At 38.3% G+C, this 24,198-nt stretch carries 23 protein-coding genes and 1 pseudogene; 18 read left to right on the top strand and 6 right to left on the bottom strand.

Annotated features, from left to right (window positions below):
- The first annotated feature begins 8 nt into the window (after positions 1-8).
- The 5 genes from ACO6HM_RS08790 to ACO6HM_RS08810 all read left to right on the top strand — a co-directional run bounded on the left by ACO6HM_RS08790 (position 9) and on the right by ACO6HM_RS08810 (position 9,359).
- Positions 9-1,520, top strand: coding sequence for an ABC transporter substrate-binding protein (locus ACO6HM_RS08790; RefSeq protein ID WP_485390684.1), 1,512 nt, complete (start codon positions 9-11; stop codon positions 1,518-1,520).
- A 135-nt stretch (positions 1,521-1,655) separates the two neighbouring features.
- Positions 1,656-2,639 (top strand): glycoside hydrolase family 130 protein, encoded by a 984-nt coding sequence (locus ACO6HM_RS08795; RefSeq protein ID WP_485390685.1) that lies wholly within the window; start codon positions 1,656-1,658, stop codon positions 2,637-2,639.
- A 21-nt stretch (positions 2,640-2,660) separates the two neighbouring features.
- Positions 2,661-5,777 (top strand): alpha-mannosidase, encoded by a 3,117-nt coding sequence (locus ACO6HM_RS08800; protein WP_485390686.1) that lies wholly within the window; start codon positions 2,661-2,663, stop codon positions 5,775-5,777.
- Between the two features lie 139 nt (positions 5,778-5,916).
- The gene (locus tag ACO6HM_RS08805) at positions 5,917-7,557 is read left to right on the top strand and encodes a CAP domain-containing protein (protein WP_485390687.1); all 1,641 of its coding nucleotides are present in this window, start codon (positions 5,917-5,919) and stop codon (positions 7,555-7,557) included.
- A gap of 176 nt (positions 7,558-7,733) precedes the next feature.
- Complete coding sequence (locus ACO6HM_RS08810; RefSeq protein ID WP_485390688.1) at positions 7,734-9,359, top strand: CAP domain-containing protein; 1,626 nt, start codon at positions 7,734-7,736, stop codon at positions 9,357-9,359.
- 54 nt (positions 9,360-9,413) lie between these two features.
- Here ACO6HM_RS08810 and ACO6HM_RS08815 read toward each other — a convergent pair whose 3' ends face one another.
- From ACO6HM_RS08815 to pyrB, 4 genes are all read right to left on the bottom strand, one after another.
- A complete protein-coding gene (locus ACO6HM_RS08815) occupies positions 9,414-9,572 on the bottom strand; it encodes a rubredoxin (RefSeq protein ID WP_485390689.1) in 159 nt (52 codons plus the stop codon).
- Positions 9,573-9,755: 183 nt separating this feature from the next.
- Positions 9,756-9,974, bottom strand: coding sequence for a hypothetical protein (locus ACO6HM_RS08820; RefSeq protein ID WP_485390690.1), 219 nt, complete (start codon positions 9,972-9,974; stop codon positions 9,756-9,758).
- Positions 9,975-9,984: 10 nt separating this feature from the next.
- Positions 9,985-10,416: an aspartate carbamoyltransferase regulatory subunit gene (locus ACO6HM_RS08825; RefSeq protein ID WP_485390691.1), complete on the bottom strand. Its 432-nt coding sequence runs from the start codon at positions 10,414-10,416 to the stop codon at positions 9,985-9,987.
- 10 nt (positions 10,417-10,426) lie between these two features.
- The gene (pyrB, locus tag ACO6HM_RS08830; protein WP_485390692.1) at positions 10,427-11,341 is read right to left on the bottom strand and encodes an aspartate carbamoyltransferase; all 915 of its coding nucleotides are present in this window, start codon (positions 11,339-11,341) and stop codon (positions 10,427-10,429) included.
- Between the two features lie 145 nt (positions 11,342-11,486).
- Here pyrB and ACO6HM_RS08835 point away from each other — a divergent pair, with 145 nt between their 5' ends.
- The 7 genes from ACO6HM_RS08835 to ACO6HM_RS08865 all read left to right on the top strand — a co-directional run bounded on the left by ACO6HM_RS08835 (position 11,487) and on the right by ACO6HM_RS08865 (position 19,656).
- Positions 11,487-13,766, top strand: a complete 2,280-nt coding sequence (locus ACO6HM_RS08835; protein ID WP_485390693.1) for a hydratase — start codon at positions 11,487-11,489, stop codon at positions 13,764-13,766.
- Between the two features lie 163 nt (positions 13,767-13,929).
- The gene (locus ACO6HM_RS08840; protein WP_485390694.1) at positions 13,930-14,523 is read left to right on the top strand and encodes a type IV toxin-antitoxin system AbiEi family antitoxin domain-containing protein; all 594 of its coding nucleotides are present in this window, start codon (positions 13,930-13,932) and stop codon (positions 14,521-14,523) included.
- The gene (locus ACO6HM_RS08845) at positions 14,520-15,356 is read left to right on the top strand and encodes a nucleotidyl transferase AbiEii/AbiGii toxin family protein (RefSeq protein ID WP_485390695.1); all 837 of its coding nucleotides are present in this window, start codon (positions 14,520-14,522) and stop codon (positions 15,354-15,356) included. The genes ACO6HM_RS08840 and ACO6HM_RS08845 overlap by 4 nt, the downstream gene beginning before the upstream one ends.
- Positions 15,357-15,367: 11 nt before the next feature.
- Positions 15,368-15,784 (top strand): hypothetical protein, encoded by a 417-nt coding sequence (locus ACO6HM_RS08850; protein ID WP_485390696.1) that lies wholly within the window; start codon positions 15,368-15,370, stop codon positions 15,782-15,784.
- Between the two features lie 21 nt (positions 15,785-15,805).
- Positions 15,806-16,063: a type II toxin-antitoxin system RelB/DinJ family antitoxin gene (locus ACO6HM_RS08855; RefSeq protein WP_208429042.1), complete on the top strand. Its 258-nt coding sequence runs from the start codon at positions 15,806-15,808 to the stop codon at positions 16,061-16,063.
- A 210-nt stretch (positions 16,064-16,273) separates the two neighbouring features.
- Positions 16,274-18,565 (top strand): ribonucleoside-diphosphate reductase subunit alpha, encoded by a 2,292-nt coding sequence (locus ACO6HM_RS08860; protein WP_485390697.1) that lies wholly within the window; start codon positions 16,274-16,276, stop codon positions 18,563-18,565.
- Positions 18,566-18,627: 62 nt separating this feature from the next.
- Positions 18,628-19,656: a ribonucleotide-diphosphate reductase subunit beta gene (locus tag ACO6HM_RS08865; protein WP_485384649.1), complete on the top strand. Its 1,029-nt coding sequence runs from the start codon at positions 18,628-18,630 to the stop codon at positions 19,654-19,656.
- 110 nt (positions 19,657-19,766) lie between these two features.
- Here ACO6HM_RS08865 and ACO6HM_RS08870 read toward each other — a convergent pair whose 3' ends face one another.
- Both ACO6HM_RS08870 and ACO6HM_RS08875 read right to left on the bottom strand, forming a co-directional pair.
- Positions 19,767-19,937 (bottom strand): hypothetical protein, encoded by a 171-nt coding sequence (locus ACO6HM_RS08870; protein ID WP_485390698.1) that lies wholly within the window; start codon positions 19,935-19,937, stop codon positions 19,767-19,769.
- Between the two features lie 348 nt (positions 19,938-20,285).
- A pseudogene (locus tag ACO6HM_RS08875) lies at positions 20,286-20,537 on the bottom strand (helix-turn-helix domain-containing protein); the annotation flags it as partial.
- A gap of 355 nt (positions 20,538-20,892) precedes the next feature.
- Between ACO6HM_RS08875 and ACO6HM_RS08880 the strand changes: the two are divergent.
- The 6 genes from ACO6HM_RS08880 (at position 20,893) to ACO6HM_RS08905 (ending at position 24,115) form a co-directional block, all read left to right on the top strand.
- Entirely contained in the window at positions 20,893-21,795 is a 903-nt protein-coding gene (locus ACO6HM_RS08880) for a hypothetical protein (protein WP_485390699.1), read from the top strand.
- Positions 21,796-21,856: 61 nt separating this feature from the next.
- Positions 21,857-22,126, top strand: coding sequence for a nucleotidyltransferase family protein (locus ACO6HM_RS08885; RefSeq protein WP_485390700.1), 270 nt, complete (start codon positions 21,857-21,859; stop codon positions 22,124-22,126).
- Entirely contained in the window at positions 22,110-22,511 is a 402-nt protein-coding gene (locus ACO6HM_RS08890) for an HI0074 family nucleotidyltransferase substrate-binding subunit (protein ID WP_485390701.1), read from the top strand. The genes ACO6HM_RS08885 and ACO6HM_RS08890 overlap by 17 nt, the downstream gene beginning before the upstream one ends.
- Before the next feature lie 49 nt (positions 22,512-22,560).
- Positions 22,561-23,370 (top strand): hypothetical protein, encoded by an 810-nt coding sequence (locus ACO6HM_RS08895; RefSeq protein ID WP_485390702.1) that lies wholly within the window; start codon positions 22,561-22,563, stop codon positions 23,368-23,370.
- 26 nt (positions 23,371-23,396) lie between these two features.
- Positions 23,397-23,663, top strand: coding sequence for a hypothetical protein (locus ACO6HM_RS08900; RefSeq protein ID WP_485390703.1), 267 nt, complete (start codon positions 23,397-23,399; stop codon positions 23,661-23,663).
- Positions 23,663-24,115 (top strand): hypothetical protein, encoded by a 453-nt coding sequence (locus ACO6HM_RS08905; RefSeq protein ID WP_485390704.1) that lies wholly within the window; start codon positions 23,663-23,665, stop codon positions 24,113-24,115. The genes ACO6HM_RS08900 and ACO6HM_RS08905 overlap by 1 nt, the downstream gene beginning before the upstream one ends.
- Positions 24,116-24,198 lie beyond the last annotated feature (83 nt).

Consider the following 24,198-nt stretch of genomic DNA (forward strand, 5'->3'; position numbering starts at 1 on the left):
ACTTTAACATGAAAAAAAGATGGGGAAAACTGTTAGCTTTAGCTCTTGGAGCATCTATGGTTTTTAACCTTGCAGCTTGTGGAGCAAAGACTGAGGAAAAGACAAGCCAGTCTAAGACAAGCACAACCAGTCAGGCAACTTCTGCTTCCAAGACATCAAGTGCTGCATCGGCAACAAGCACTGCAAAGACAGATGAGATAGTAAATCTCAAATGGGTACAGGTAGGCAGCGGCCAGCCTGATAACTACAAGGCATGGCAGGAAAATATCAACAAGTATTTAGCTGAGAAAATCGGTGTAAATATCGACGTTGAAGTAGTAAGCTGGGGTGATTGGGACAGCAGAAGAAGTACACTTGTAAATACTGGTGGTGACTATGACATTATGTTTACCAATGCTAATACCTATGTACAGGATGTAAAGATGGGAGCTTTCCTTGACATTACAGACTTACTTAAGGATAACGCACCTAAGCTTCTTGCTTCTATGCCTGAAGACTACTGGAATGCAACAAAGGTAAACGGACAGATTTATGCTGTACCTACATATAAGGACAGCTCAATGACATTTTACTTTATCTTTGTAAAGAAGTTACTTGAGAAGTATAATATTGATGTTGACAAGTTAAAGACTCTTGAGGACTTAACAGAGCCATTAACAAAGATTAAGAATGGCGAGAAGACAGCACCATTTATCCTTAATAAGGAAGGTGTATCTAACTCACTTGCTAAGAATTATGACAGCATGGGACTTCCAGCACTTGGTGTAAGTTTCTCAGACAGCAACAAGAAGCTTGTTCCTATCTTCGAGCAGGAAGATGTTATGAAAGAGCTTAAACTCATTCATAAGTGGTATAAGGACGGACTTATCAATGCTGACGCAGCTACACTTGCAGAGAAGCCAAAATACAGACCTTTCAGTATTGAACAGGGCTGGAGCGGTGCAGCTAAGACAGTATGGGGTCCTAACATGGGCGAGGAAGTAGTAGCAGTGCCTTGGGGCGATACACTTCTTTCAAACGTAACAGTTGGTGGTTCTCTTAACTGTATATCAGCTAGCTGTGAGCATCCTGACAAGGCTCTTCAGTTCTTAGAGCTTGTTAACACAGATACTTATGTAAGAGATTCACTCTTCTACGGTCTTGAAGGTGATGACTGGACATATACTGCTGATAAGAAGGTTCATAAGAATAATGATGAGTGGAAGATGGCTGGTTATACACAGGGTTCATTCTTCATCGTTTCACAGAGAGATGATGTAGATTTCAATCAGTGGGATGAAGTTAAGGAGCTTAATGCAAAGGCTATTCCTTCACCTGTACTTGGTATCAACTTAGATGTAACTGATTTTGAAGATGAAATGGTTAACTGTGTTGAGATATACAACAAGTATAAGAGTGAGCTTTTCACAGGTACATCAGATCCTGAGAAGGTAGTTCCACAGATGATGGAAGAGATGAGAAAAGCAGGCTTTGACGATATGCAGAAGAAGGCTCAGGAGCAGATTGACGCTGCAAAATAATTAAATTACAGATAAACATAAGACAAAATTAGACACTGTTTTATGAAAATAGAAGAGTTTTTTCCCGAATTTGTCCGTAATGTGACGATTGACGGAAAAAACTCTTTTCAAGATTAGAATATCAGGAGAATGAAGATGAATAGTGAGAATAAGTTACCTCAGATACCTTGGGAGGAAGATAATACCGGAGGAAAAGAGCCGGTTTGGAGATATTCGGGCAATCCGATTATAGGAAGAGATGGAAACAAGATTTCAAACAGTGTGTTTAACAGTGCAGTGGTTAGATTTGAAGACGGCTTTGCAGGGGTATTTAGATGTGACAGCCGTTCCATAAGTATGGATATTTTTGTTGGAAAGAGTAAGGACGGAATTAATTGGGAGATAGAAGATGAGCCTATCAAGTTTGAAGGCGCAGATGAAGAGATACTTAAGAGAGAATATAGATATGACCCTAGAGTTTGTTTTATAGAGGACAGATATTATGTGACCTGGTGTAACGGTTATCACGGTCCTACAATAGGTGTTGCTTACACCTTTGATTTTAAGAAGTTTGTACAGCTTGAAAATGCCTTCCTTCCGTTTAACAGAAACGGAGTTTTATTCCCTAGGAAAATAAACGGTCTTTATATGATGCTTAACAGACCAAGTGACAACGGTCATACTCCTTTTGGTGATATATTTATAAGCCAGAGTAAGGATATGGAGTTCTGGGGTAGGCATAGACATGTAATGGGTGCAATTAAAGATGACATTTCTGCCTGGCAGTCAACTAAGATAGGACCTGGTCCTATTCCTATCGAGACAGATGAAGGCTGGCTTATGATTTACCATGGAGTAATTAACACCTGTAACGGCTTTGTATATCGTATGGGAGCGGCACTCCTTGACCTTAATGAGCCTTGGAAGGTGATTGCCCGCAGCAAGAATTATATTATGGCTCCTTGGGAACAGTATGAGTGTATGGGTGATGTTCCAAACGTTGTATTCCCTTGTGCTGCCCTACACGATAAAGAAAGTGGAAAGATTGCTATATACTATGGCTGTGCAGATACAGTCACAGGGCTTGCTTTTACAACAGTGGAGAGACTTCTTGACTATGTGAAAAAGAATGCTCTATAAATCAGGCTAAAGGAGGAATTTATGAGATATTTAGATAAGCGTGTCAAGGTTATATGTGACAATCTTGAAAAGCTTAAGGTGAAGCAAAAGCTTCAACTAGATAAATGGCAGTACAAAGAAGGACAGTTTTTTAGACCTGAGGAAGCAGAAAGTGCTGGGCCTGACTTTGCAGAGTTTGATTCCTTAAATATGCACTGGTATGGCAAGGACAAGCATTATTGGTTTAAGAAGAAATTCGTAGTACCTGAGAGCATGGCAGGAAAGAGAATATTCTTAAAGCTTGCTACACAGATTGATGAGTGGGATGATGCAAAGAACCCACAGTTCCTTGTATTTATCAACAATAAAATAGTACAGGGAATGGACATGAATCACAGACTCCTTTTCCTTGGAGAGAACTTTAAGAGTGGGGATGAGATTAACTTTGATATACAGGCATACAGCGGAATTCTTCACGATGAGTTCCTCTTCATTGCCTCGATTATTGAGATTGATGAGGAAGTGGAAGGTCTTTACTTTGACCTTTGGGTACCGCTTGCTGCCTTCCCTAGAATGGCCGAGGATGACAAGAACAGACAGGATATAGAAGAAATCCTCAATACTGCGGTCAATTTCCTTGACCTTAGAACTCCTTATACAAAAGAGTTCTACGACGGCATTAAGGCTGCTCGCGAGTATCTTAAAAAAGCCTTATATGAGGAGAAGGCAGGCTATAGCGATGTAATAGCTACCTGTATAGGACATACCCACATAGACGTGGCTTGGTGGTGGACAGTTGCACAGACCAGAGAAAAGGTTGCAAGAAGCTTTGCTACAGTACTTAAGCTTATGGAAGAATATCCGGAGTATAAGTTTATGTCAAGTCAGCCACAGCTCTACGTATTCCTCAAAGAAAGATATCCTGAAGTTTACGAAAAGATTAAAGAAAAGGTAAAAGAGGGAGTTTGGGAGCCTGAGGGTGGTATGTGGCTTGAGGCAGACTGTAATCTCACTTCCGGTGAGTCTCTTGTAAGGCAGTTCATGCATGGAAAGAAATTCTTTAAGGATGAGTTCGGTATAGACAACAAGGTACTTTGGCTTCCTGATGTATTTGGCTATTCAGGTTCACTTCCTCAGATAATGAAAAAAAGCGGAATCAAGTACTTTATGACAACCAAGCTTGCTTGGAATCAGTTTAACAAGATACCTAACGATACCTTTATATGGCGTGGTATAGATGGTTCAGAGATATTTACACATATGATAACCACACTTGGTATAGGACAGCCTGTGGTGAACTTCTTTACAACCTACAATGGAGAGCTTCATCCTGATGCACTTATGGGAGGCTGGGAGCGTTATCAGAACAAGCGTATCAACAACGATATCCTCATCTCATACGGCTTCGGTGATGGTGGAGGCGGCCCTACCAGAGAAATGCTTGAAACAGCGAGAAGAATGGAAAAGGGAGTTAAGGGTATCCCTAAGGTAAGAAGAGAATTCGCAGGTAAATACTTTGAAGAGCTTGAAGCAAAGGTCAAGGATAACAAGAGACTTGAGACCTGGGAAGGTGAGCTCTACTTTGAGTACCACAGAGGAACTTACACCTCTATGGCAAGGAATAAGCGCAGCAACAGAAAGTCAGAGCTTGGACTTATGGACCTTGAATTCTTCTCAGTTCTTGCAGATAAGAAGATTGCTTATCCTGTTAAAGAGCTTGATGACATGTGGAAGATTGTCCTTCTTAACCAGTTCCATGATATACTTCCGGGTTCTTCAATCAAGGAAGTGTACGAGGTAACAAAGGAAGAGTATGCACGTATTGCAAAGGAACTTGAGAAGGAGACTTCAGCAAGACTTGAAACACTTGCTGAGGATAAAGAAGGTATAACTGTATGGAATACTACAGGACATAACCGTTCAGATATTGCCATACTTCCAGAAGGAAATTATGAAGGACTTAAGTACGAGGATGGAAGTGCAGTAAAGGTTCAGGCAACAAAGGATGGAGCCATTGCATTTGTGGAGAATATCCCTTCAAAGGGCTATAGGACCCTGTATTTTGATAAGGCAGAAGCAAAGCCTGAAAGTCCATTTATATTAAACGGTGACAAGAGCCTTGAGACTCCGTTTTATAAGATTGAACTTGATGAAAATGCTCTATTTTCAAGTATTTTTGACAAGGAAAATGACAGAGAGGTACTTAAGGCAGGAGAAAAGGGCAACCTTCTTCGCATGTATGAGGATAAGCCTATTTACTATGATAACTGGGATATAGATATCTTCTATACTGAAAAGTACTGGGATGCTCTCTCTGTAGAGAAGTTAGAGTGGATTGAAATAGGTGAAGTAAGAGCTACCCTTCTTGTAGAGAGAAAGATAAGCAATTCCTTTATCAGACAGAAGATTCACTTCTATGCGGATAACAGAAGGATAGACTTTGAGACGTATGTGGACTGGAAGGATAACCAGCATCTCCTTAAGGTTCACTTCCCTGTAGATATTCACTCAGATGAGGCTACATTTGAGATTCAGTTCGGTAATGCAGTAAGAAAGGTACATACCAACACAAGCTGGGATGAGGCGAGATTTGAAAGCTGTGCTCAGAAGTGGATGGACTTCTCAGAGGGACATTATGGTGTAGCTCTCCTTAATGACTGCAAATACGGACATTCTGTAAGAGACGGTGTACTAGGACTAACTCTTATTAAGTCAGGTATTGAGCCTAATCCTACGACTGACCAGGAAGAGCATTTCTTCACTTATGCCCTCTATCCTCACGCAGAGAGCTGGCGCTATAGCAATGTTTCTGATGAAGCATACAATCTCAACCAGCCACTAAAGACAGTGAAGAAGGCTATGGCTGAGAATGTATATTCCTACGCAAATGTAGATAAGAAGAATGTTGTAATAGAGACAATCAAGAAGGCTGAAGAGGGTGAAGGCACTGTAATCAGACTTTTTGAGCGTGACAATGCAAAAACAACAGTTAAGCTTTTGGTAGATACAAAGTTTACCAAGGCATTTACCTGTGACCTCCTTGAAAATGAAGAAGAGGAGCTTAAGGTAGAAGAGACTGTAAATGCTTATGGAAAGAAAGTGAAGGCAGTTAGTCTTAAGCTTAGGCCTTTTGAAGTATGTACAGTTAAGTTTAGATAAGTACCTGTAAACATAACCCAAATTACTGAGAGTATTTTATGGTTGCTGGATTAGATAGTCAAATATTTTGACACCTGAATCAGAATAATGTAAAATACAAGTAGTTTGGGTTATTTTTTGTTTAAAATAGGAGGGAGATATGAGAAGAAGATTCAAGAATAAGATAATAGCTGCAATCTTAACAGGTGTGGTAATTTCAGGCTTTCCTTTTGTAAATACAGGGAATAATGCTTATCTTGCTAAGGCAGACGAATACTATGATAATAATACCAATCTGTATACGGATGATGATTACAGCGATGACTCTGGTGTAAACACGCAAAATGTGGGTGTCAATGTAGACTATCATACAGAAGATGAAATCAGGGAGTTTGTAAAGGATCATCCTGCTGATTTTACATCGCCTGTAGAATATGAGGAAGAGCCCCTTGGTAAGGCACCGTATTCGCTTGGAAGACTAAAGTATAAGACCTTGCAGTCTGCACTCAATACACTTAATCAGATTAGATATATAGCAGGACTTTCTTCTGATGTGGTATTAAATGATGAGTACGTAAAACAGGCTCAGGGGGCAAGTGTGGTAAATTCTGTAAATGATGTTCTTACACATTATCCAGCAAAACCTGTAGGAATGTCAGATGAAGTATACAAAATAGGTGCAGAGGGTGCATCTCACAGCAATATAGCTATGGGCTATAACAATATAGACACTAGCTTAGTATATGGCTATATGGAGGATGGTGACTCTTCTAACATAGACAGGCTGGGACACAGACGCTGGCTGTTAAATCCTTCTATGAAGGCAACAGGCTTTGGCTATTACAACAATTATACAGCTACCTATGCTCATGACAATTCATTCGGAGATTCACCTGAATATGGTGTAATCTGGCCCGCACAGAATATGCCTACAGAGTATTTTAACAAGGATTTCCCATGGAGTATATCGATGGGCTATGCAGTAAGTGACAGCGTAGAGGTAGAACTTATCAGGCTTTCAGACAATAAGACCTGGAAGTTTAGCAAGTCTTCTGCGGATGGTTATTTTAATGTAGATAATGGCGGATATGGTGAGCAGGGTTGCATTATTTTCAGGCCTGATGGAATCGAAAGATATGTAGCAGGGGAGAAGTTCAAAGTTAATATCACAGGGCTTAGTGCACCGCTGTCGTATGAGGTATCTTTCTTTGACCTGGTGCCTATTACCGGACTTTCACTTGATAAAACGTCTAGTATTATCCGACTAGGTGAGAATTTAGACCTAGGTATCAAGTTTTTACCTGAAAGTGCTAAGAAAATAGTTAGAGTTACGGTAGATGGCAAGATTTTAAGCCTAGGTAAAGGTAAGAACAGCGGCATATATGATTATGATGCTGACAACGGGTTCTATATTAGAGCAGACAAATACGGCACGACAACCATAAATGTATCTACTTTTGATGGAAGAATAACGAAGTCAAAGAAGATAACTGTTATCCCTTCAGATGTATATATTTATTCTACAGAAAGCAGATATATATATGGTACAAAATATGGCAAGATTAGCCTGCAAGTAAGTAAGGACAAGACTGTGAGCGGCTATGAGGTCTTATACTCCACAAATAAGAACTTCAAATATGCTAAAAAGTTGATTTCAAATTCATATAAAAAGACAAAACTTATAATAAATAATGCATTATCAAGACGTACTTATTATATCAAAGCTCGTGCCTTCGTAAAGGTTGGTGGTAAAAAGATATACGGAGCATATAGCAAGACAGATACATATAGGATATACTAATAATAAAATAACCAAAGGCTTACAGGAATAGATGCTGTAAGCCTTTTTAGACCAATATAGTTAGTTTTAACTAAAATTTTATAAAAAAAAACCTAAATTTCTCATGACAATTTATTGCTTTTAGTGTAAAATAATATTAGTTTGGGTAATTGTTTAAAAAATGGAGGAAGTAAGTCTTGATAAAAGGATTTAAGCATAGATTAACTGCCATCTTGGTATGCGGGATTATGATATCTGCGCTGCCTGTAACACATATAAATGATAATATATATACGGCTAAAGCAGAGGATAATGGCTCAAAGATAAAAAATGTAAATATAGAAGGTGTTTTAGCAGATAATAATAAAAGTAAGGGTATAAATGTAGCTTATAGAACAGTGGATGAGATAAGGAGATTTGTAAAAAAGCATCCGTCAGATTTTTATTCTATAGCAAAGCTTGAAGAAAAGCCTATAGGAAGAGCACCTTATTCTCTAGGAAGATTAGATAAGAAGACTATGCAGTCTGCTCTGAATACCATCAATCAGATTAGATATATAGCGGGATTGTCTTCAAACGTGGTATTAAATGAGAATTATATAAAGCTTGCACAGGGGGCAAGTGTAGTCAGTGCTGTAAACGGTAAGCTCTCACATACTCCATCAAAGCCTTATGGTATGTCGGATGTATTATACAGACTAGGTGCTGAAGGAGCGGCTCATAGCAATCTTGCAATGGGTTATACCAATATAGACTCAGGTATTGTGTTAGGATACATGAATGACGGCGACTCAACTAACATTGATAGGATTGGCCATAGACGCTGGATACTCAATCCTTCCATGAAGTCTATAGGATTTGGATTTTATAACAATTTTTCAGCGACCTATGCTCATGACGGTGCCTTTGGTAGCTCTCCCGAATACGGTGTGATATGGCCTGCTATGAATATGCCTACTGAGTATATTAATTCTGATTTTCCTTGGAGTATTTCACTTGGATATGAAGTTAACCCTTCTGATGTTAAGGTGGAGCTTACAAGGTATAGAGATAACAAAATCTGGCAATTTAGCAAAGCTCATTCAGACGGATATTTTAACGTAAATAATGTAAACTATGGTTTGAGTGGCTGCATCATATTCAGACCTGACGGAATAAAAAGGTATGCAAATGGAGAGAGATTTGGCGTTAAGATTACGGGGCTAAGAGAACCTATTTCCTATGAGGTTTCATTCTTTGATTTGGAACCTGTGACTGGCATATCCTTATCCAGAGTTCCAAAAACCATCAAAATAGGGGAGCATGTAAGGCTTAATATAAGGACTCTCCCATCAAGTGCAAGTGATGTAGTAAAAATCAAGGTTGACAGCAATGTGTTAAGTCTTGGTAATGATAAGAATGGTGGAGTATTTGAATACGATTATGAAAAGTACTGTAGAGCCAACAAGTACGGTACAGCTAAGATAACTGTCTCTACTCCGGATGGCAGGATAATAAAGTCAAAGAAGGTAACTGTTGTACCAAAGAATGTATATGTGTATGCTTCAAGCAGCTCTTATAACAAAGCTTCAAAACGAGGCAAGCTAAAGCTTCAGGTAAGTAAGAATGACAGTGTGAGCGGATATGAAGTGGTATTTGCTAAAAATAAAAAATTCCGTCACGCAAAGAAAATGATTTCTAATTCTCCGAAGAAGACCAAGTTTATGATAAACAAGGCTCAGGCAGGAAAAACATACTATGTGAAGGTCCGTGCATTTGTAAAGGTTGGAGGAAAGAAGATATACGGTAGTTACAGTAAACCTGGTAAATATAGAATTTATTAAACAATAAAAATGCTGTCACATTCACTTTGAAGGTGACAGCATTTTTTACCTTAATTACTGCTCAGAAAACATATCCTTGCCTACTCCACACTCAGGACATTCAAAGTCATCTGGAAGATCCTCAAACTTTGTGCCAGGAGCTATTCCCTTCTCAGGACATCCTAACTCTTCATCATACACCCATCCACATACATCACAAACATATTTTTTCATAATCTTTCTCCTTTGTTAATATTATTATTTGTCTTCGTCAAAAGCGATTGACACTTTTATCGTTATACTTAGAGTCTATTACCCCCTTCGTATAAATTAGATTATACACTATTTAATTGTGGAAAACAATATCAAAATAAATTTTGTTAAAAGTGTATAGGATTTTAAACAATATTCATACCTTTATCTAAACTTTAGTAACCAGATAAATATGTAAATGGCAACAGGTATGAAGCCTGTACATACAAGGCTCGCAATAAATAAAGCATTGGCTGCGGGACTTGCCATAAATGAAGTAATAAGAGTAATGCCATATAGAGCAAGAAGAAGCACTATCCCAATAATTGCAAGTAGCCGCTTTATCTTCTTCTGCTTAGTTTCTTTTTCTTTGTTTTCTTCCATAATCTCCCTGCTATTTATTCATATTGTAAGCCTGCTCACAGTATACACAGCGGTAAGTGATGTGCTCTTTATCGGTAAGCTTGAATACATGCTTAAGTCCACGCTCCACGGAGGTTATACAACGTGGATTCTTGCAGGTAAATATATCATTTACTGTGTCAGGTAGGCTAGGATGAATCTTATCCTTGATAACACCGTCCATTATTACATTTACTGTAATGCTATCACCAAAGATAGATAGAAGCTCAAGATTAAGCTCACCGGGTATACCCTCTATCTTAATTATATCCTTCTTTCCCATCTTGGAGCTCTTCGCATTTTTAATAATGGCTATCTGATTATCATATTTACCAAGATTCAGATATCTGTATATGGACATTGACAGTCCGGCAGGTATGTGGTCTATCACATAACCTGAATTAATACCGCTAATATTTAACATAAATTACCTCCTATGCCAATTCCAGTAAACGTAGTATCAAAGCCATTCTTACATAAACCCCGTATTTTGCCTGTTGAAAATAAGCTGCCCTAGGATCATCATCTATATCGGTAGATATCTCATTAACCCTTGGAAGAGGGTGGAGTATCATAAGGTCAGACTTAGCACCTTTAAGTTTAGCCTTGTCTAAGATGTAGGTATCTTTAAGCCTTATATAGTCCTCCTCATTGAAGAAACGCTCCCTCTGCACCCTCGTCATATAGAGAACATCAAGCTCAGGAAGGGCATTTTCAAGAGAAGTGGTCTCTACATAAGGAGAATTATTTGCATCCAGTATCTCAGTTTTTACATACTCAGGAAGCTTTAATTCATCAGGAGAAATAAGTACAAACTTAATCTCAGGGTATCTTACAAGCTCCTGTATGAGGGAATGCACTGTTCTTCCAAACTTAAGGTCTCCACATAGTCCGACTGTCATATTGCCTATTTTACCACGAAGCTCTTTGATAGTGAGAATATCAGTAAATGTCTGGGTTGGGTGGTTGTGACCACCGTCGCCTGCATTTATCACAGGAATCTCAGAATACATCGAAGCAACCTGAGGTGCTCCTTCCTTTGGATGACGCATAGCGCAGATATCAGCATAGGCTGAAATCACCCTAATGGTATCTGCTACAGTTTCTCCCTTTGCTGCTGAACTTGAGGAACTCTCAGAAAAACCGAGAACACTACCGCCCAAATTAAGCATAGCAGCTTCAAATGAAAGGCGGGTTCGTGTACTCGGCTCATAAAACAAAGTAGCTAATTTTTTACCATGACAGATATCCTTGTACTTTTCAGGGTTTCTGTATATGTCACCGGCAAGAGTTAAGATATAATTAGTCTCATCTACTGAAAAATCAAGTGGACTTATAAGATGCCTCATAGTTACCTCCTGGTTAGTATATTAGTATCATCTGCTTAATTCTATTACAGATTTGTTATTATGACAAGAGGTATACTTGATAATTATTTTAAAATGCTTTATTATAGGAAAAATTGGTAAATTTGGCCGACAGAATGGAGAATATATGATTAGATTATCAGAAAACGGAGCATTTATAGTAAATGGTGAAGTCGTTGAATACGGAGCAGACATAGAAGAAAGACTTGGTAAGCTGGGAGTAAGCATAACAAAGGAAGAGGCGAAGAAAAATACTCTAGCCTATGGCATACTGCGTGCTCACAATAAATCAGAGGATATGGAGAACCTTAAGCTTAAATTTGACTGTCTTGCCTCTCACGATATAACCTTTGTAGGTATAGTGCAGACAGCTATAGCATCTGGAATAAAGAAGTTTCCTGTACCTTATGCCCTTACCAACTGTCACAATTCACTTTGTGCTGTGGGAGGTACCATAAATGAGGATGACCATTTATTCGGGCTGTCATCTGCCAAAAAATTTGGTGGTATGTATGTACCACCTAATCTTGCTGTCATTCATCAGTTTGCAAGGGAGGTGCTTGCTGGCGGCGGCAGGATGATACTTGGCTCAGACAGCCACACCAGATATGGTGCCCTTGGAACCATGGCGATAGGAGAAGGCGGTCCTGAGCTTGTAAAACAGCTCCTTGGCCAGACCTATGATGTTGCCTGTCCTGAGGTGGTAGCAGTAAGGCTTGTTGGAGAGCCTGTAAAGGGTGTAGGGCCTCAGGATATAGCCCTAGCCATCATTGGAGAGGTATTTGACAGGGGATATGTAAATAATAAGATAATGGAATTTATCGGAGATGGAATAAAGCATCTAAGCGTGGACTATAGAATAGGCATAGATGTTATGACTACTGAGACTACCTGCCTTTCATCAATATGGGAAACAGACGAGAAGGTGAAGGAGTTTTATGAAATTCATAACCGCCCAAATGACTATAAGGAGCTAAGACTTAGTGCACCTGCTTACTATGACGGACTTATCGAGGTTGACCTTGGTAAAATAAGGCCTATGATAGCCATGCCTTTCCACCCAAGCAATACCTACCTGGTAGACGAGGTAAACAAGAATCCTAAGGATATCTTGCACGAGGTTGAAGAAAAGGCAAAGGTAAGCTTTGGAAAAGACATTAACTTCAAGCTCACAGACAAGATTAAAGATGGTAGAATTCAGGTAGATCAGGGAATAATAGCAGGCTGTGCAGGCGGTGGCTTTGAGAATCTATGCGCGGCGGCAGACATACTCAAAGGAAAATACATAGGAAATGATGAATTCTCGCTAAGCCTCTATCCTGCAAGCCAGCCTATATATATAGAACTCGTTAGAAATGGCACTGTAGCCACCCTTATGGAGACAGGAGCCTTGGTTAAATCTGCTTTTTGCGGACCTTGCTTTGGTGCAGGAGATGTGCCTGCCAATGGTGCATTTTCAATAAGACATTCTACCAGAAACTTCCCAAGCAGGGAGGGCAGTAAGCCTGGAAGCGGACAGATGGCTTCTGTCGCTCTTATGGATGCCAGAAGTATAGCTGCAACAGCTGCAAATAAGGGCAGGCTTACCTCTGCCTGTGAGATAGACGTGGAATATAGTCATCCAAAGTACTTCTTTGACGGAAAGATATATGATAATAGGGTATTTAACGGTGTGGGAAGGCCTGATTTTAATGCAGAGCTTAAATACGGACCTAATATAGTACCTTGGCCAAAGATGGAGAGGCTTGCGGATGATATCTTAATCAAGATAGTATCCGAAATCCACGATCCTGTTACTACTACTGATGAGCTAATCCCTTCGGGTGAAACCAGCTCTTACCGCTCAAACCCTCTGGGGCTTGCAGAGTTCACATTATCAAGGAAGGATCCTGACTATGTGGGCGAGGCAAAAAAGGTTAGGAGTATGGAGGAGGAAAGGCTAGGTGGCAAGGCATTTACTGATGCAGGACTTAATGAGGCAATTGCTATACTTCAGGCCTATGATGAGGACTTTAAGGCGGAACTAACAGAGATAGGAAGTGCCATCTATGCAGTAAAGCCGGGTGATGGTTCAGCCAGAGAACAGGCGGCAAGTTGCCAGCGTGTGCTTGGAGGACTTGCCAATATTGCGAAAGCCTATGCCACCAAGCGTTACCGCTCAAATGTGATGAACTGGGGTATGATACCGTTTATTTATGAAGACGAAAATATTCCTTTCCATAAAGGAGACTTTATCTATATCAAGGGAATTAAGTCTGCTATAGAAAAGGGAGAAAGCAGTGTGAAGGCTGTGATAGTAAATGAAAACGGAACTAAGGAGATAGAGCTGTCTTTAGGTGCCATGACTGAGGAGGAGAAGGACATCATAGTTAGCGGTTGTTTGATTAATTATAATAATCGAGGGTAGTAAATAGGAGAATGTAGTAAAGGGTATTTTTACTGTTTTGCGCCGGTAAGTAGGTTATATACCGGCGCCTTCTTTTTCGCTACAAAATATTAAAATTATAGCGAAAAAAGAAATTGACTTTTTCGCTATAAAATATTAAAATTGTAGCGAAAGGAGTAAAATTATGGATTATAATAGTATTTTGTCTCAGATTGTTGAAGAGCAGAATGGCTATCTTCGGATTGTGGATGTTCAAAATAAAGATTTTTCCAAATACACTGTGATGGAGTATATTAAGAAAAATGAAATGGAAAAAGTGGCTTCAGGAGTATATCTTGCGCCTGATGCTTGGGAAGATAAATTATATTCTTTACAAATTAGAAATAGAAAAATTATATTCTCAAATGAGACAGCATTGTATCTTCACAGCCTTACTGATAGAGAACCGTTTAATCCGGTGGTAAGTGTAGTAAGGGGATATAATAGTAGGCATCTAAAAGGTGTAGGAGTTATAGTTCATACTGTAAGGACGGAGTGGATAGAACTTGGTTTAACAAATGCTAAAACTTTTGCGGGCAATACAGTTAGAATTTATGATAAAGAAAGATGTATTTGCGATATCATAAAGAGAAGAAAACGGATGGACATTCAGATTTTTCAATCTGCTATTACTACATATTTTTCTGATAAAAAGAAAGATATACATAAGCTTATGGAATATGCAAAAATAATGAAACTTGAAGAACGAGTGAGACAATATACGGAGGTGCTTTTGTGATAAAAACCGCGACTGCTGTTAAGGCAAGAATAAGAAATAAGTCTCAGGGAGATAGCAATAAATCCCAAGTTTTACTTAGAATTTATATGATGGAAAGGCTCCTCGAAAGACTTTCTGTTTCAAAATATCGCGATAATTTTGTCCTAAAGGGGGGACTTTTAGTATCATCTCTTGTAGGTGTAAATATGCGTTCTACAATGGATATTGATACAACGGTAAAAGCGATAGACTTAAACAAAGATAATGCCTACAAGGTTTTAAATGAAATTATTTCAATAGACATTGAAGATGGTGTAAAGTTTAAAATAACAAATATACAGGAAATAATGGAAGGACATGAATATGAAGGAGTTCGTTTCATAATTGAATGTAGTCTTGATAGGCTGAAACAGACTATTAAAATTGATATTTCAACAGGTGATGAGATTACACCGAAAGAAATATCGTATAAATTACCTCTTATTCTTGAGGACAGGCATTTAAATTTGTGGGCTTACAATATCGAAACTCTTTTAGCGGAAAAACTCGAAACTATTATGGTTAGATCGGAAGCTAATACCAGAGTGAGAGATTATTATGACATACACATTTTACTTGGACATGAAAATAATATTGACTTCAACATGTTCAAAAGTGCATTTAAAGCGACTTGTAAATATCGTTGCTCTGAAGATAAAATACAGAATTTAAAGGAGATTATTGAAGTTGTATATGATTCTAATACAATGATTACTTGGTGGGAAAATTATAGAAAAGAGAACTATTATGTTGGTGAATTAACATGGCATAGTGTTGTTAAAAGTGTAAGGCGTCTAATAGAAATAGTGGTGTAAAGGAGTTTAACATGGCATATACGCAGGATGATTTTGAGGATTGGATTATTCTAATTGACTTTAAGATGGATTATTTTACAGGGGAGTTTGCAAAAGAGCAGAACTTGAAGCTTGATTACAGTATTGAGTCGCTTGACGAGATTGAAGGCTGGATTTTAGCTAACTATAAGGAGATTAAAGATTTAATCGCAGATAGTAAGATGCTTGATTATCTTACGATTTACATAGGTGAGACATTTAGAAAATATATCGGAGGGAAATGGTACATTGACCTGAAAAATAAAAAGAATGCATACTATGGAATGCCTGTACTTACAGATCCATCCTATAAATATGAACCTTATGCAGCTACAATGACTTTTGCCACTGCTTGTATAGCAAGACAAAAGGGTAACTATATCAGCACAATACTTAGAAATAACTTATGATACTATGAAAGGAGTGGTTATATGACACAGATTAGTTTACGTGTAGATGAAGAAGTTAAGCGAAATGCAGAAAAAACATTCAATGATATAGGGCTTAGTATGTCAACTGCTATTAATATTTTTCTTAAAAAGGTAGCGAGAGAAAATCGTATTCCGTTTGAATTATCTGCGGATCCATTTTACAGCAGAGAAAATATGGCTGAGCTTGAGAGACGTATAAATTCTGTTCGTTCAGGTGAAAGCACTTTAAAAGAGCATGAACTTATAGAGGTAGATTGATGAAGAAGTTGTCATTACAGAAATAAATAAGATTAGGAAATTAGTGATATCCTCTGCCTGTTATATATAATATTGCTTACAATATAATTTTGTAAAATTATACATATAACAGCCCGAGGATTTTTGTCACTTTCACAGGTTTACAAAACCATTTACATAGGCTATAATATCAAAATGTAGTACTAAAAAAGAAAAGGAAGCACAATATATATGGACATTTTGATAAAGAAGCGTAACGGTAAATATGAGAATCTTTGCGTTGAAAAGACCAAGAAGATGGTAGCTCTTGCCTGTGAAGGGCTGGATGGCTGCGATCCTATGGAACTTGAAATGGACTCCAAGATTCAGTTTAAAAATGGAATGAGCACCAAAGAAATTCAGCAGGTGCTCATTCGTTCTGCTATCGAGAAAGTCATTGTTAATGACGAGAGTGAAAACGGTGGAGGCCTAAACAGGATGAACAGCAAGTGGCAGTATGTGGCAGCCAAGCTGTTTTTGTTTGACCTTTACAAAGAAGCTAAGATTAGCCGTAACTACAAGACCTTTGGCTATGGCGACTTTAACGAGCTTGTAGAAATGCTTGTTGAGAGAGGGATATATACTGAGGATTTTATTACTAAGTATAGTAAAGCACAAAGGAAAGAACTGGCTGACTACATAGAGCCTGACAGAGACTTCCTTTTCAATTATGAGGGAGTGAAGCTCCTTGCAGACCGCTACCTGGTGCAGGGAATGGATGGAGAAGTTTTAGAGCTTCCCCAAGAGAGATTTATGGCTATTGCCATGCACCTTGCAAGCGTAGAAGAGGATAAGGTGTATTATGCCAAGGCTTTCTATGACTTACTTAGCAAGCTTAAGATGACGGTGGCTACACCTACTCTTGCCAATGCAGGTACAACATTTAACCAGCTTTCAAGCTGTTTTATAAGCACTGTTTCAGACAATCTTTGGTCAATATATGATGTCAATTCAAAGTTTTCCAAAGTATCTAAACACGGAGGTGCTTTAGGCATCTATCTTGGCAAGGTCAGAAGCCTTGGAAGTGATATAAGAGGCTTTAGCAATGCTTCAGGAGGAGTCATTCCTTGGGTAAGGCTTTACAATGATACAGCAGTTGCAGTAGACCAGCTTGGTAGAAGAAAGGGCGGTGCTTCCATCACTCTTGACATCTGGCATAAGGACTTGTATGAATTCATTGACCTAAGAACCAATAACGGTGATGATAGAAGAAAGGCTCACGATATCTTCCCTGCTATAAGCATACCTGATATTTTTATGGAAAGACTGATAAACAGGCAGGATTTCAGCCTTTTTGATCCTCACGAAGTTGAAAAGCTGATGGGATTTTCGCTTGAGGACTATTACGATAAGGACGAGAAACACAAGGAGTTTTCTGAGAGGTATAAGCTTTGTGAAAATGATAGCAGGCTTGCAAAGATTACAGTCCCTGCACTTGACATAATGAAAAAGATAATGAAGAGTGCAGTGGAAACAGGTACACCTTTCATCTTCTTTAGGGATACGGTTAACAGAACCAATCCAAACAGTCACGCAGGTATGATATACGGCTCCAACCTCTGCCACGAGATAGCTCAGAATATGAGTGAAACCAAGTTTGTGTCGGAAGAAATCGTATCTGAAAATGGAAAGTCAAAGATAGTTACAACAGTGGAATCAGGAGATATGGTAACCTGCAACCTCAATTCCATTAACCTTGGAAATGTAAGCTTTGATGAACTTAAAGAAAATGTGCCTCTTCAGATAAGGATGCTTGACAATGTAATTACCTTAAATATGTTCCCTGTGGCAGATGCAGAGGTTACCTCGCTAAAATACCGTGCTATAGGGCTTGGTGTGAGCGGATACCATCATTATCTGGCTAAAAATGCCATAGCCTGGGAAAATGAAAAGCACATAGAAGAAGCGGACAGGCTCTTTGAAGAAATAGCCTACAATGCGATAAAGGCGTCTATGGAGCTTGCGAGGGAGAAGGGAGCCTATGCTGAATTTGAAGGCTCCAAATGGCAGACAGGAGAGTATTTTGATGAAAGAGGCTATGTATCTGAGAGATGGCAGGAGCTAAAGAAGGATGTAATGAAATACGGTCTTAGAAACGGATATCTGATGGCTGTAGCTCCTACAGGTAGTACATCCAATATAGCGGGAACTACTGCAGGAATAGATCCTATATTTAAGAAGTTTTTCGTGGAAGAGAAGAAGGGAAGCTTCACACCTAAGACAGCACCTGAGCTAAATGATGAGACGTTCTGGTATTATAAAGAGGCACATTATATAAACCAATTATGGTCAATAAAAGCCTGTGCAGCAAGGCAGAGGCATATTGATCAGGCTCAGTCCTTCAACCTCTACATTACACCTGATGTTAAGGCAAAGGATATACTTGATTTGTATGTTGAATCTTTTAAGTCTGGTATCAAGACTATTTACTATGTAAGAAACAGGTCGCTTGAAATGGATGAGTGCACAAGCTGTTCAAGCTGATAGCGTGAAACTTATTCATCTGCAATATTGCCACTTGAAGGTGCCTGTGGAATGGAGACTATATGGAAAAGAAAAAGATATTTAATGAACTGGGTAAGCGCGGTACTGAGGGCATTCTAAATGGAAATACAACCAACCTCAGAGAGTGGAACCGTATAAAATATGACTGGGCAAATGTAATGTACCGCACCATGCTAAATAACTTCTGGATACCTGAAGAAATCGCTCTCGGTGAGGATGTTAAGCAGTTTTCATATCTGACTGCAGGAGAGAGAAAGGCCTTTGACAAGATTATTTCTTTCCTTAACTTCCTTGACTCGATTCAGTGTGAGAACCTGCCTCACCTTGCAAGATATGTAACTGCAGCAGAGGTGTCCTCATTGCTTAATATACAGGCGTTTCAGGAGGAAATCCATGCCCAGAGTTATTCTTACATCCTTGATACTGTTACCAATCCTGTAACAAGGGATAAGATATATGATGAATGGCGTGAAGATCCGATTTTATTTAGCAGAAACAAATTCATTGCTGATATGTACCAGAGATTTTCAGATGATCCAAGTACAGAGAACTTTGTGCGTTCGGTGATGGCGAACTATATTCTTGAGGGTATTTATTTTTACAGTGGTTTCAGCTTTTTCTACACCCTTGCAAGACAGGGAAAGATGACTGCTACAAGTACCATTTTCAAGTATATAAACAGGGATGAGATTACCCATCTGGTTCTCTTCCAGAATATAATAAGAGAGCTAATGAAGGAAAATCCTGAGATTTTCACTGATGAACTTAAGGAAGAGCTTAGGGAGATGGTGAAGGTAGGTACATTAAATGAGATAGAATGGGGACAGTATGTAACCAACAATGAGATACTCGGTATCAATAATGAGCTGATAGAGAGATATATCAAGTACCTTTCTAACCTAAGACTAAAAGCAATTGGACTTCCTGTGTGGTTCCCTGAGATTGAGGAGAACCCAATGGGCTGGATAGAGAGCTTCTCTAACTTAAATGCCACAAAGACAGACTTCTTTGAGGCAAAGGTAACCAACTATACCAAGGCAGCAGCCTTTGATTTTGATTCGTTAGAGTAGGAAAAGTTAATGACAGTAAATCTGTAAAAGGTTTACTGTCATTTTTACGAAATTAGCAAATGTTTTACGCTAGTTTTTCACGAAAATGAGAAATGTTTTACGCTGGTTTTTCACGAAAATGAGAAATGTTTTGCACGAGTTTTGCAATCAGGATCGTTTTCAATATCCTTCAACATTTGCAAATCCCATTCATCAGGTTCAACTTCCTCAATATCATCCCATGATGGAATGAATTGTGTAGATATAATATCCCAAAGCCTGTCAGCTTCACTGTTATCCATATATTCCCCTTTTTGATTTTAACTGTAATAACTGTCTTTTGATATGATAATACCACTAATCAAACCAAAGTTCTATAGCAAAAACATAAAAATTAGAAAAGTAGAAAAGAACTATTAAAAAGAGAATTATAAGCTATATACTAAGTGAACTTAAAATGTCAGATACAAAGTAAATAAAAGGTTTACAGTGTTAGTGGCTAGACTTTCAAGGTATGTCATAAAGAGTAAGGTCAAAACCATTTCGTGATTGTACAAGGGTGTCACAGTAAGCTAAATGAGCCTTTTTAGCATCGTAGAAGTGTTTTTCCAGACGGCAGTATCCTCTTTTTGTACATCCGTTGCACAGCTTTATAGAGGAACCGTTCCAGTGTTCACAGCTTTTTTTGTTATAATGTTCACAGTATTTTTTGGCAAGATGGCATGAGCGGCATTTTTATTACAGTCTTTGGAACCGCATACATGCTTAACATTGCATCCATTATAATCATTGCAGTCACAGATATTAGGTATTTTGACAAGTGAATGCTTTTGTATTTCTCTTGAAATGGTAGAAGGGGATTTCAGGGGGAAATCAGCAATACTTCTGATTGAAAAACCCTGTGCAAGAAGGGTTTAGGGTTTAATGCGTTCAGCGCCTGTTAGATGTTTCTTTTTGTTCATAGGAACTCCTTTTCGTTGTTGTATTTTTAGTTACCTATGAATAAAAACAAGGGCTAATTTGGAGTGCTACCATGTACTTCAGATTAAATGCAACACCACTTTCAAAGTAAGTGCAACGATATCTTTCAATGTAAATGCAACAGGGATATCTGTCAGAGTAAGTGCAACACCATGTTGCATTTAAGTTGAAAAACTACATTTTATAATTTATTTGGTATAATTGTTATTAAAGAATTGACGACATATTGGCTATCGTATAAAATTATTATAATTAACAAAGGTTAAGGAGAATATTATGGGAACTTGGAGTGCTGCCATATTTGGAAATGACACATCCTGTGATATTAAGGATGAGTTTTTTGAGCGTTTTAATGCAGGTGAAGAGCCTGAAGATATAAAAAATGATATGCTTCCTGCTGAGGAAGATGAGGACAGATACGATGTCTTGTTTAGTCTTGCACACTGCCTCTGGGAGGTGGGCGAACTAAAGGATGATTTGTTAAATGAAGTCAGTGAAGCGATCCAGAGTGGAAAAGACTTGGAAATTGCAAGGGAGCTTGGAGCTGATGATAAATTCCTAAAGAAAAGAAGCGACAATTTGAATAAATTCTTGGATAAAATCAGTGTACCTAAGGAAAAACCTAAGAAAAGAGCTACACCGCCAATTCCTGTAGAAAGTAAGTACAAAAACGGTGCAGTAATGGCGTTTAAGTATGAAGATGGTATGTGGGGGGCTCTGATTGCCATAAACGGACGTTTTTTTGATAAAGAAACAATTTATAAATATATCCAAACTACGGTTAAAACAACGAACAAGCCTACTATGGATGATGTGCGTAGGTCTTATATAATTGACACAAATTTTCACAACAGGGAGAGAAATTCGTTTCCACTTCGTAATCCGATGTTCTATTATGCCTTTGACAACTGTATTGCACAGTATTTAACTGCTAGAGCAACGAAAAAATTTGAAGCTTATAATGATTCATTTTTTGAAATAATAGGTTATCTCTCTGATTGGGGAGATTGCTCCGGAGGAACTCACAAAGCATTTGATTATAGCGTAAAAACTGCAGAAGAATTTAAGACGCATGCTGCTTGGATATTAACTAATTCCTATAATAACGGTATATTCGCACATACAGATATGACGGTGGATGAAATTGACAAGGAATTTATCGAAAGACTTAGCCAGTAGTTTAACCTACTAAGGCTTATTTATGATGCAGGTTCAGATAATAAGGCAGGAAGGTGATAATTTGAAAGTAGAAGAAGTAATAGAAAAAACGGCAGAACTCTGTAGAGACTTCGGTGCAAATAAAGTTCTTTTATTTGGCTCAAGGGCAAAGGGAACTGCGCTTGAAAGAAGTGATATAGATATAGCAGTATCAGGGGTTAAAGAGGTTGATTTACTTATACAAGAGATAGAAGAATTACCTACACTTTATAGCGTGGATATAGTAAATATGGATGACTGCACAAACGAGCTTTTACTGGAGGATATAAGACAATATGGACGAGAAATTTAATAGAAGGTATGAGTCTTTTTGCAATTCGCTAAAAGCCTTGGCTGAAGCGAGAGAAAGAGACTTTTCAGATTCTTTCGTAATGAGTGGAACCGGAGCAAAGTTTTCCATTACCTTTGATTTAGCCTGGAAGGTGATGAAGGATATCTTGATTCAGCGCTATGCTATTATCGGATTTGTGACAGGCTCTCCGAAAGAAGTGCTTAGAGAGGCATTTAAGGCAAATCTCATTGGTGATGATGACTGGATGGAAATGTTAAAAGTCAGGAATGAACTAACTCACGACTATGATGGTGCAGTCGTAAAGGCGCATTGCGAGATGATTGTGGGAAAGTATATTGATTTGTTTTATGAGTTTGAAAAAATAGTGAAGGAATTAGGAATATAACCAAAAAATAACCCCTTATTTGGGATAATATTAAATTTACGAGGCGTGAATGGAAATATTTGAAATCAAATCTTTTGAAGAATACTTGGACTTTATTTTAGAATTGGCAGATAATCCATTGTATTATGATCCGCATTATGCATATGATAAAAACAATCTCTATGGTGCAGTTAAAAGAAAAGATGAGTATTCATTTGTGGTTATTGACAATGGAGAAGTAAAAGGAATATTTGTGTGGAGTATTATTCCCGATAAAAACTATATTGAAATGCTTATAGGATTTACAAAAAATGAGGAAGCATTTAGAAGGATGTTATTGCACTTAGAGAGCAAGTATCAGGGTTATAAGACAGACTTTGTTATTAATCCAAAAAATTCTGCATTATGCAGGGTTCTAAGAGAAAAAAATGCTGTTTTTGATGTGGAACAGCAAAAGATGGTTCATACCGGTGTGGTGCCGAACGTAGATACAAGTAGTATAGAATTATATACTGAAAAATGGAAAGAACAGTACTGTGCACTTCATAGAACTGAAACATATTGGACGGCAGAAATGGTTCTTTCGGCAAAAGACCGTTTGAGAGTGTTACTTGCAATAAAAGACGGTCTGGTACAGGGCTATCTGGATGTTACATATAGTTTTGACAACAATGAGCCATATGACATCTTTATAAAGCCTGAATACAGATATCAGGGATATGAACTTGCACTCCTTGTAAAAGCAATCGAAATAAACCGACCACATCGGATGATGGTACTGGTTGATGTGGATGCTCATAAGGACGTAGAAATCTATGCTGCAGCAGGCTTCATAAAAGTAGAAGGACAGAATAGTGTTTTTGCAACTTATATATTTTAAATGAATGAATCCATTGGAGGCGTAAGATGTGCGAATTTTGTGAGAAGATAACTTTAGTTCCAAACTTTAAGTCTCCAAAAGACTATGAAAAAACTATGGCTTACATTGGAAAGCTGATAGAAAAAGACGGATTTCTGCTAGTAGAGGGTACCTGTCCTGTAGATGGCTATAAGCGTGATGGGTACTGGGTAGATGACATTATCTTCCATGTCATTGAATGTCCTAAATGTGGGCAGAAATTTACCAGTGTTGTAAATACATATAGAGGTGGAGGTTCGTTTAAAAAGGGCTGATGGAGAATTTTGAGATATTTGAAGAGGCGAGTAAGTATATTTTAGCCAAAATGAGTGAGTTTAAGGATGCACTGAGTACTAAAGTGAGTTCTTTAGAAGGTGCAGAATGGTCATTTGAAAAGGGAAGTGTAAAGACCTGTAAAGCAGATGAAACCGGAAGAAAACCAAGGTGCAAGGTGGGAGTGAAATACCACTTAAAAGTTCAATTATCAGTGGAAGATGTTGAAGCTATATGGAATGAGTTCAATCTGGTTTTTAAGGAAAGCCACATAGCTGATATCGAGAGAATAAGAGGAAATGAAGAGCTTTTAAGATATGAGTTTAAAGCTAAAAATCCTAAAGGTGATGAGGTCAGCTGTAGTATATATCTGCCTAATGAATGGAATATACCTCAGATTGGCATACTGGGCTTTGTTTCACCAAGATATAAAAAGGCAGATTATGTTGAATAATAATAATTAAAGAAGATTGCTAGGAATGTGTGGCAGCAATACTGTATAAAATGGTGTCTATGTTTTTGCTGTCTGATTATAAA

This window comes from Catonella sp., assembly GCF_057250765.1.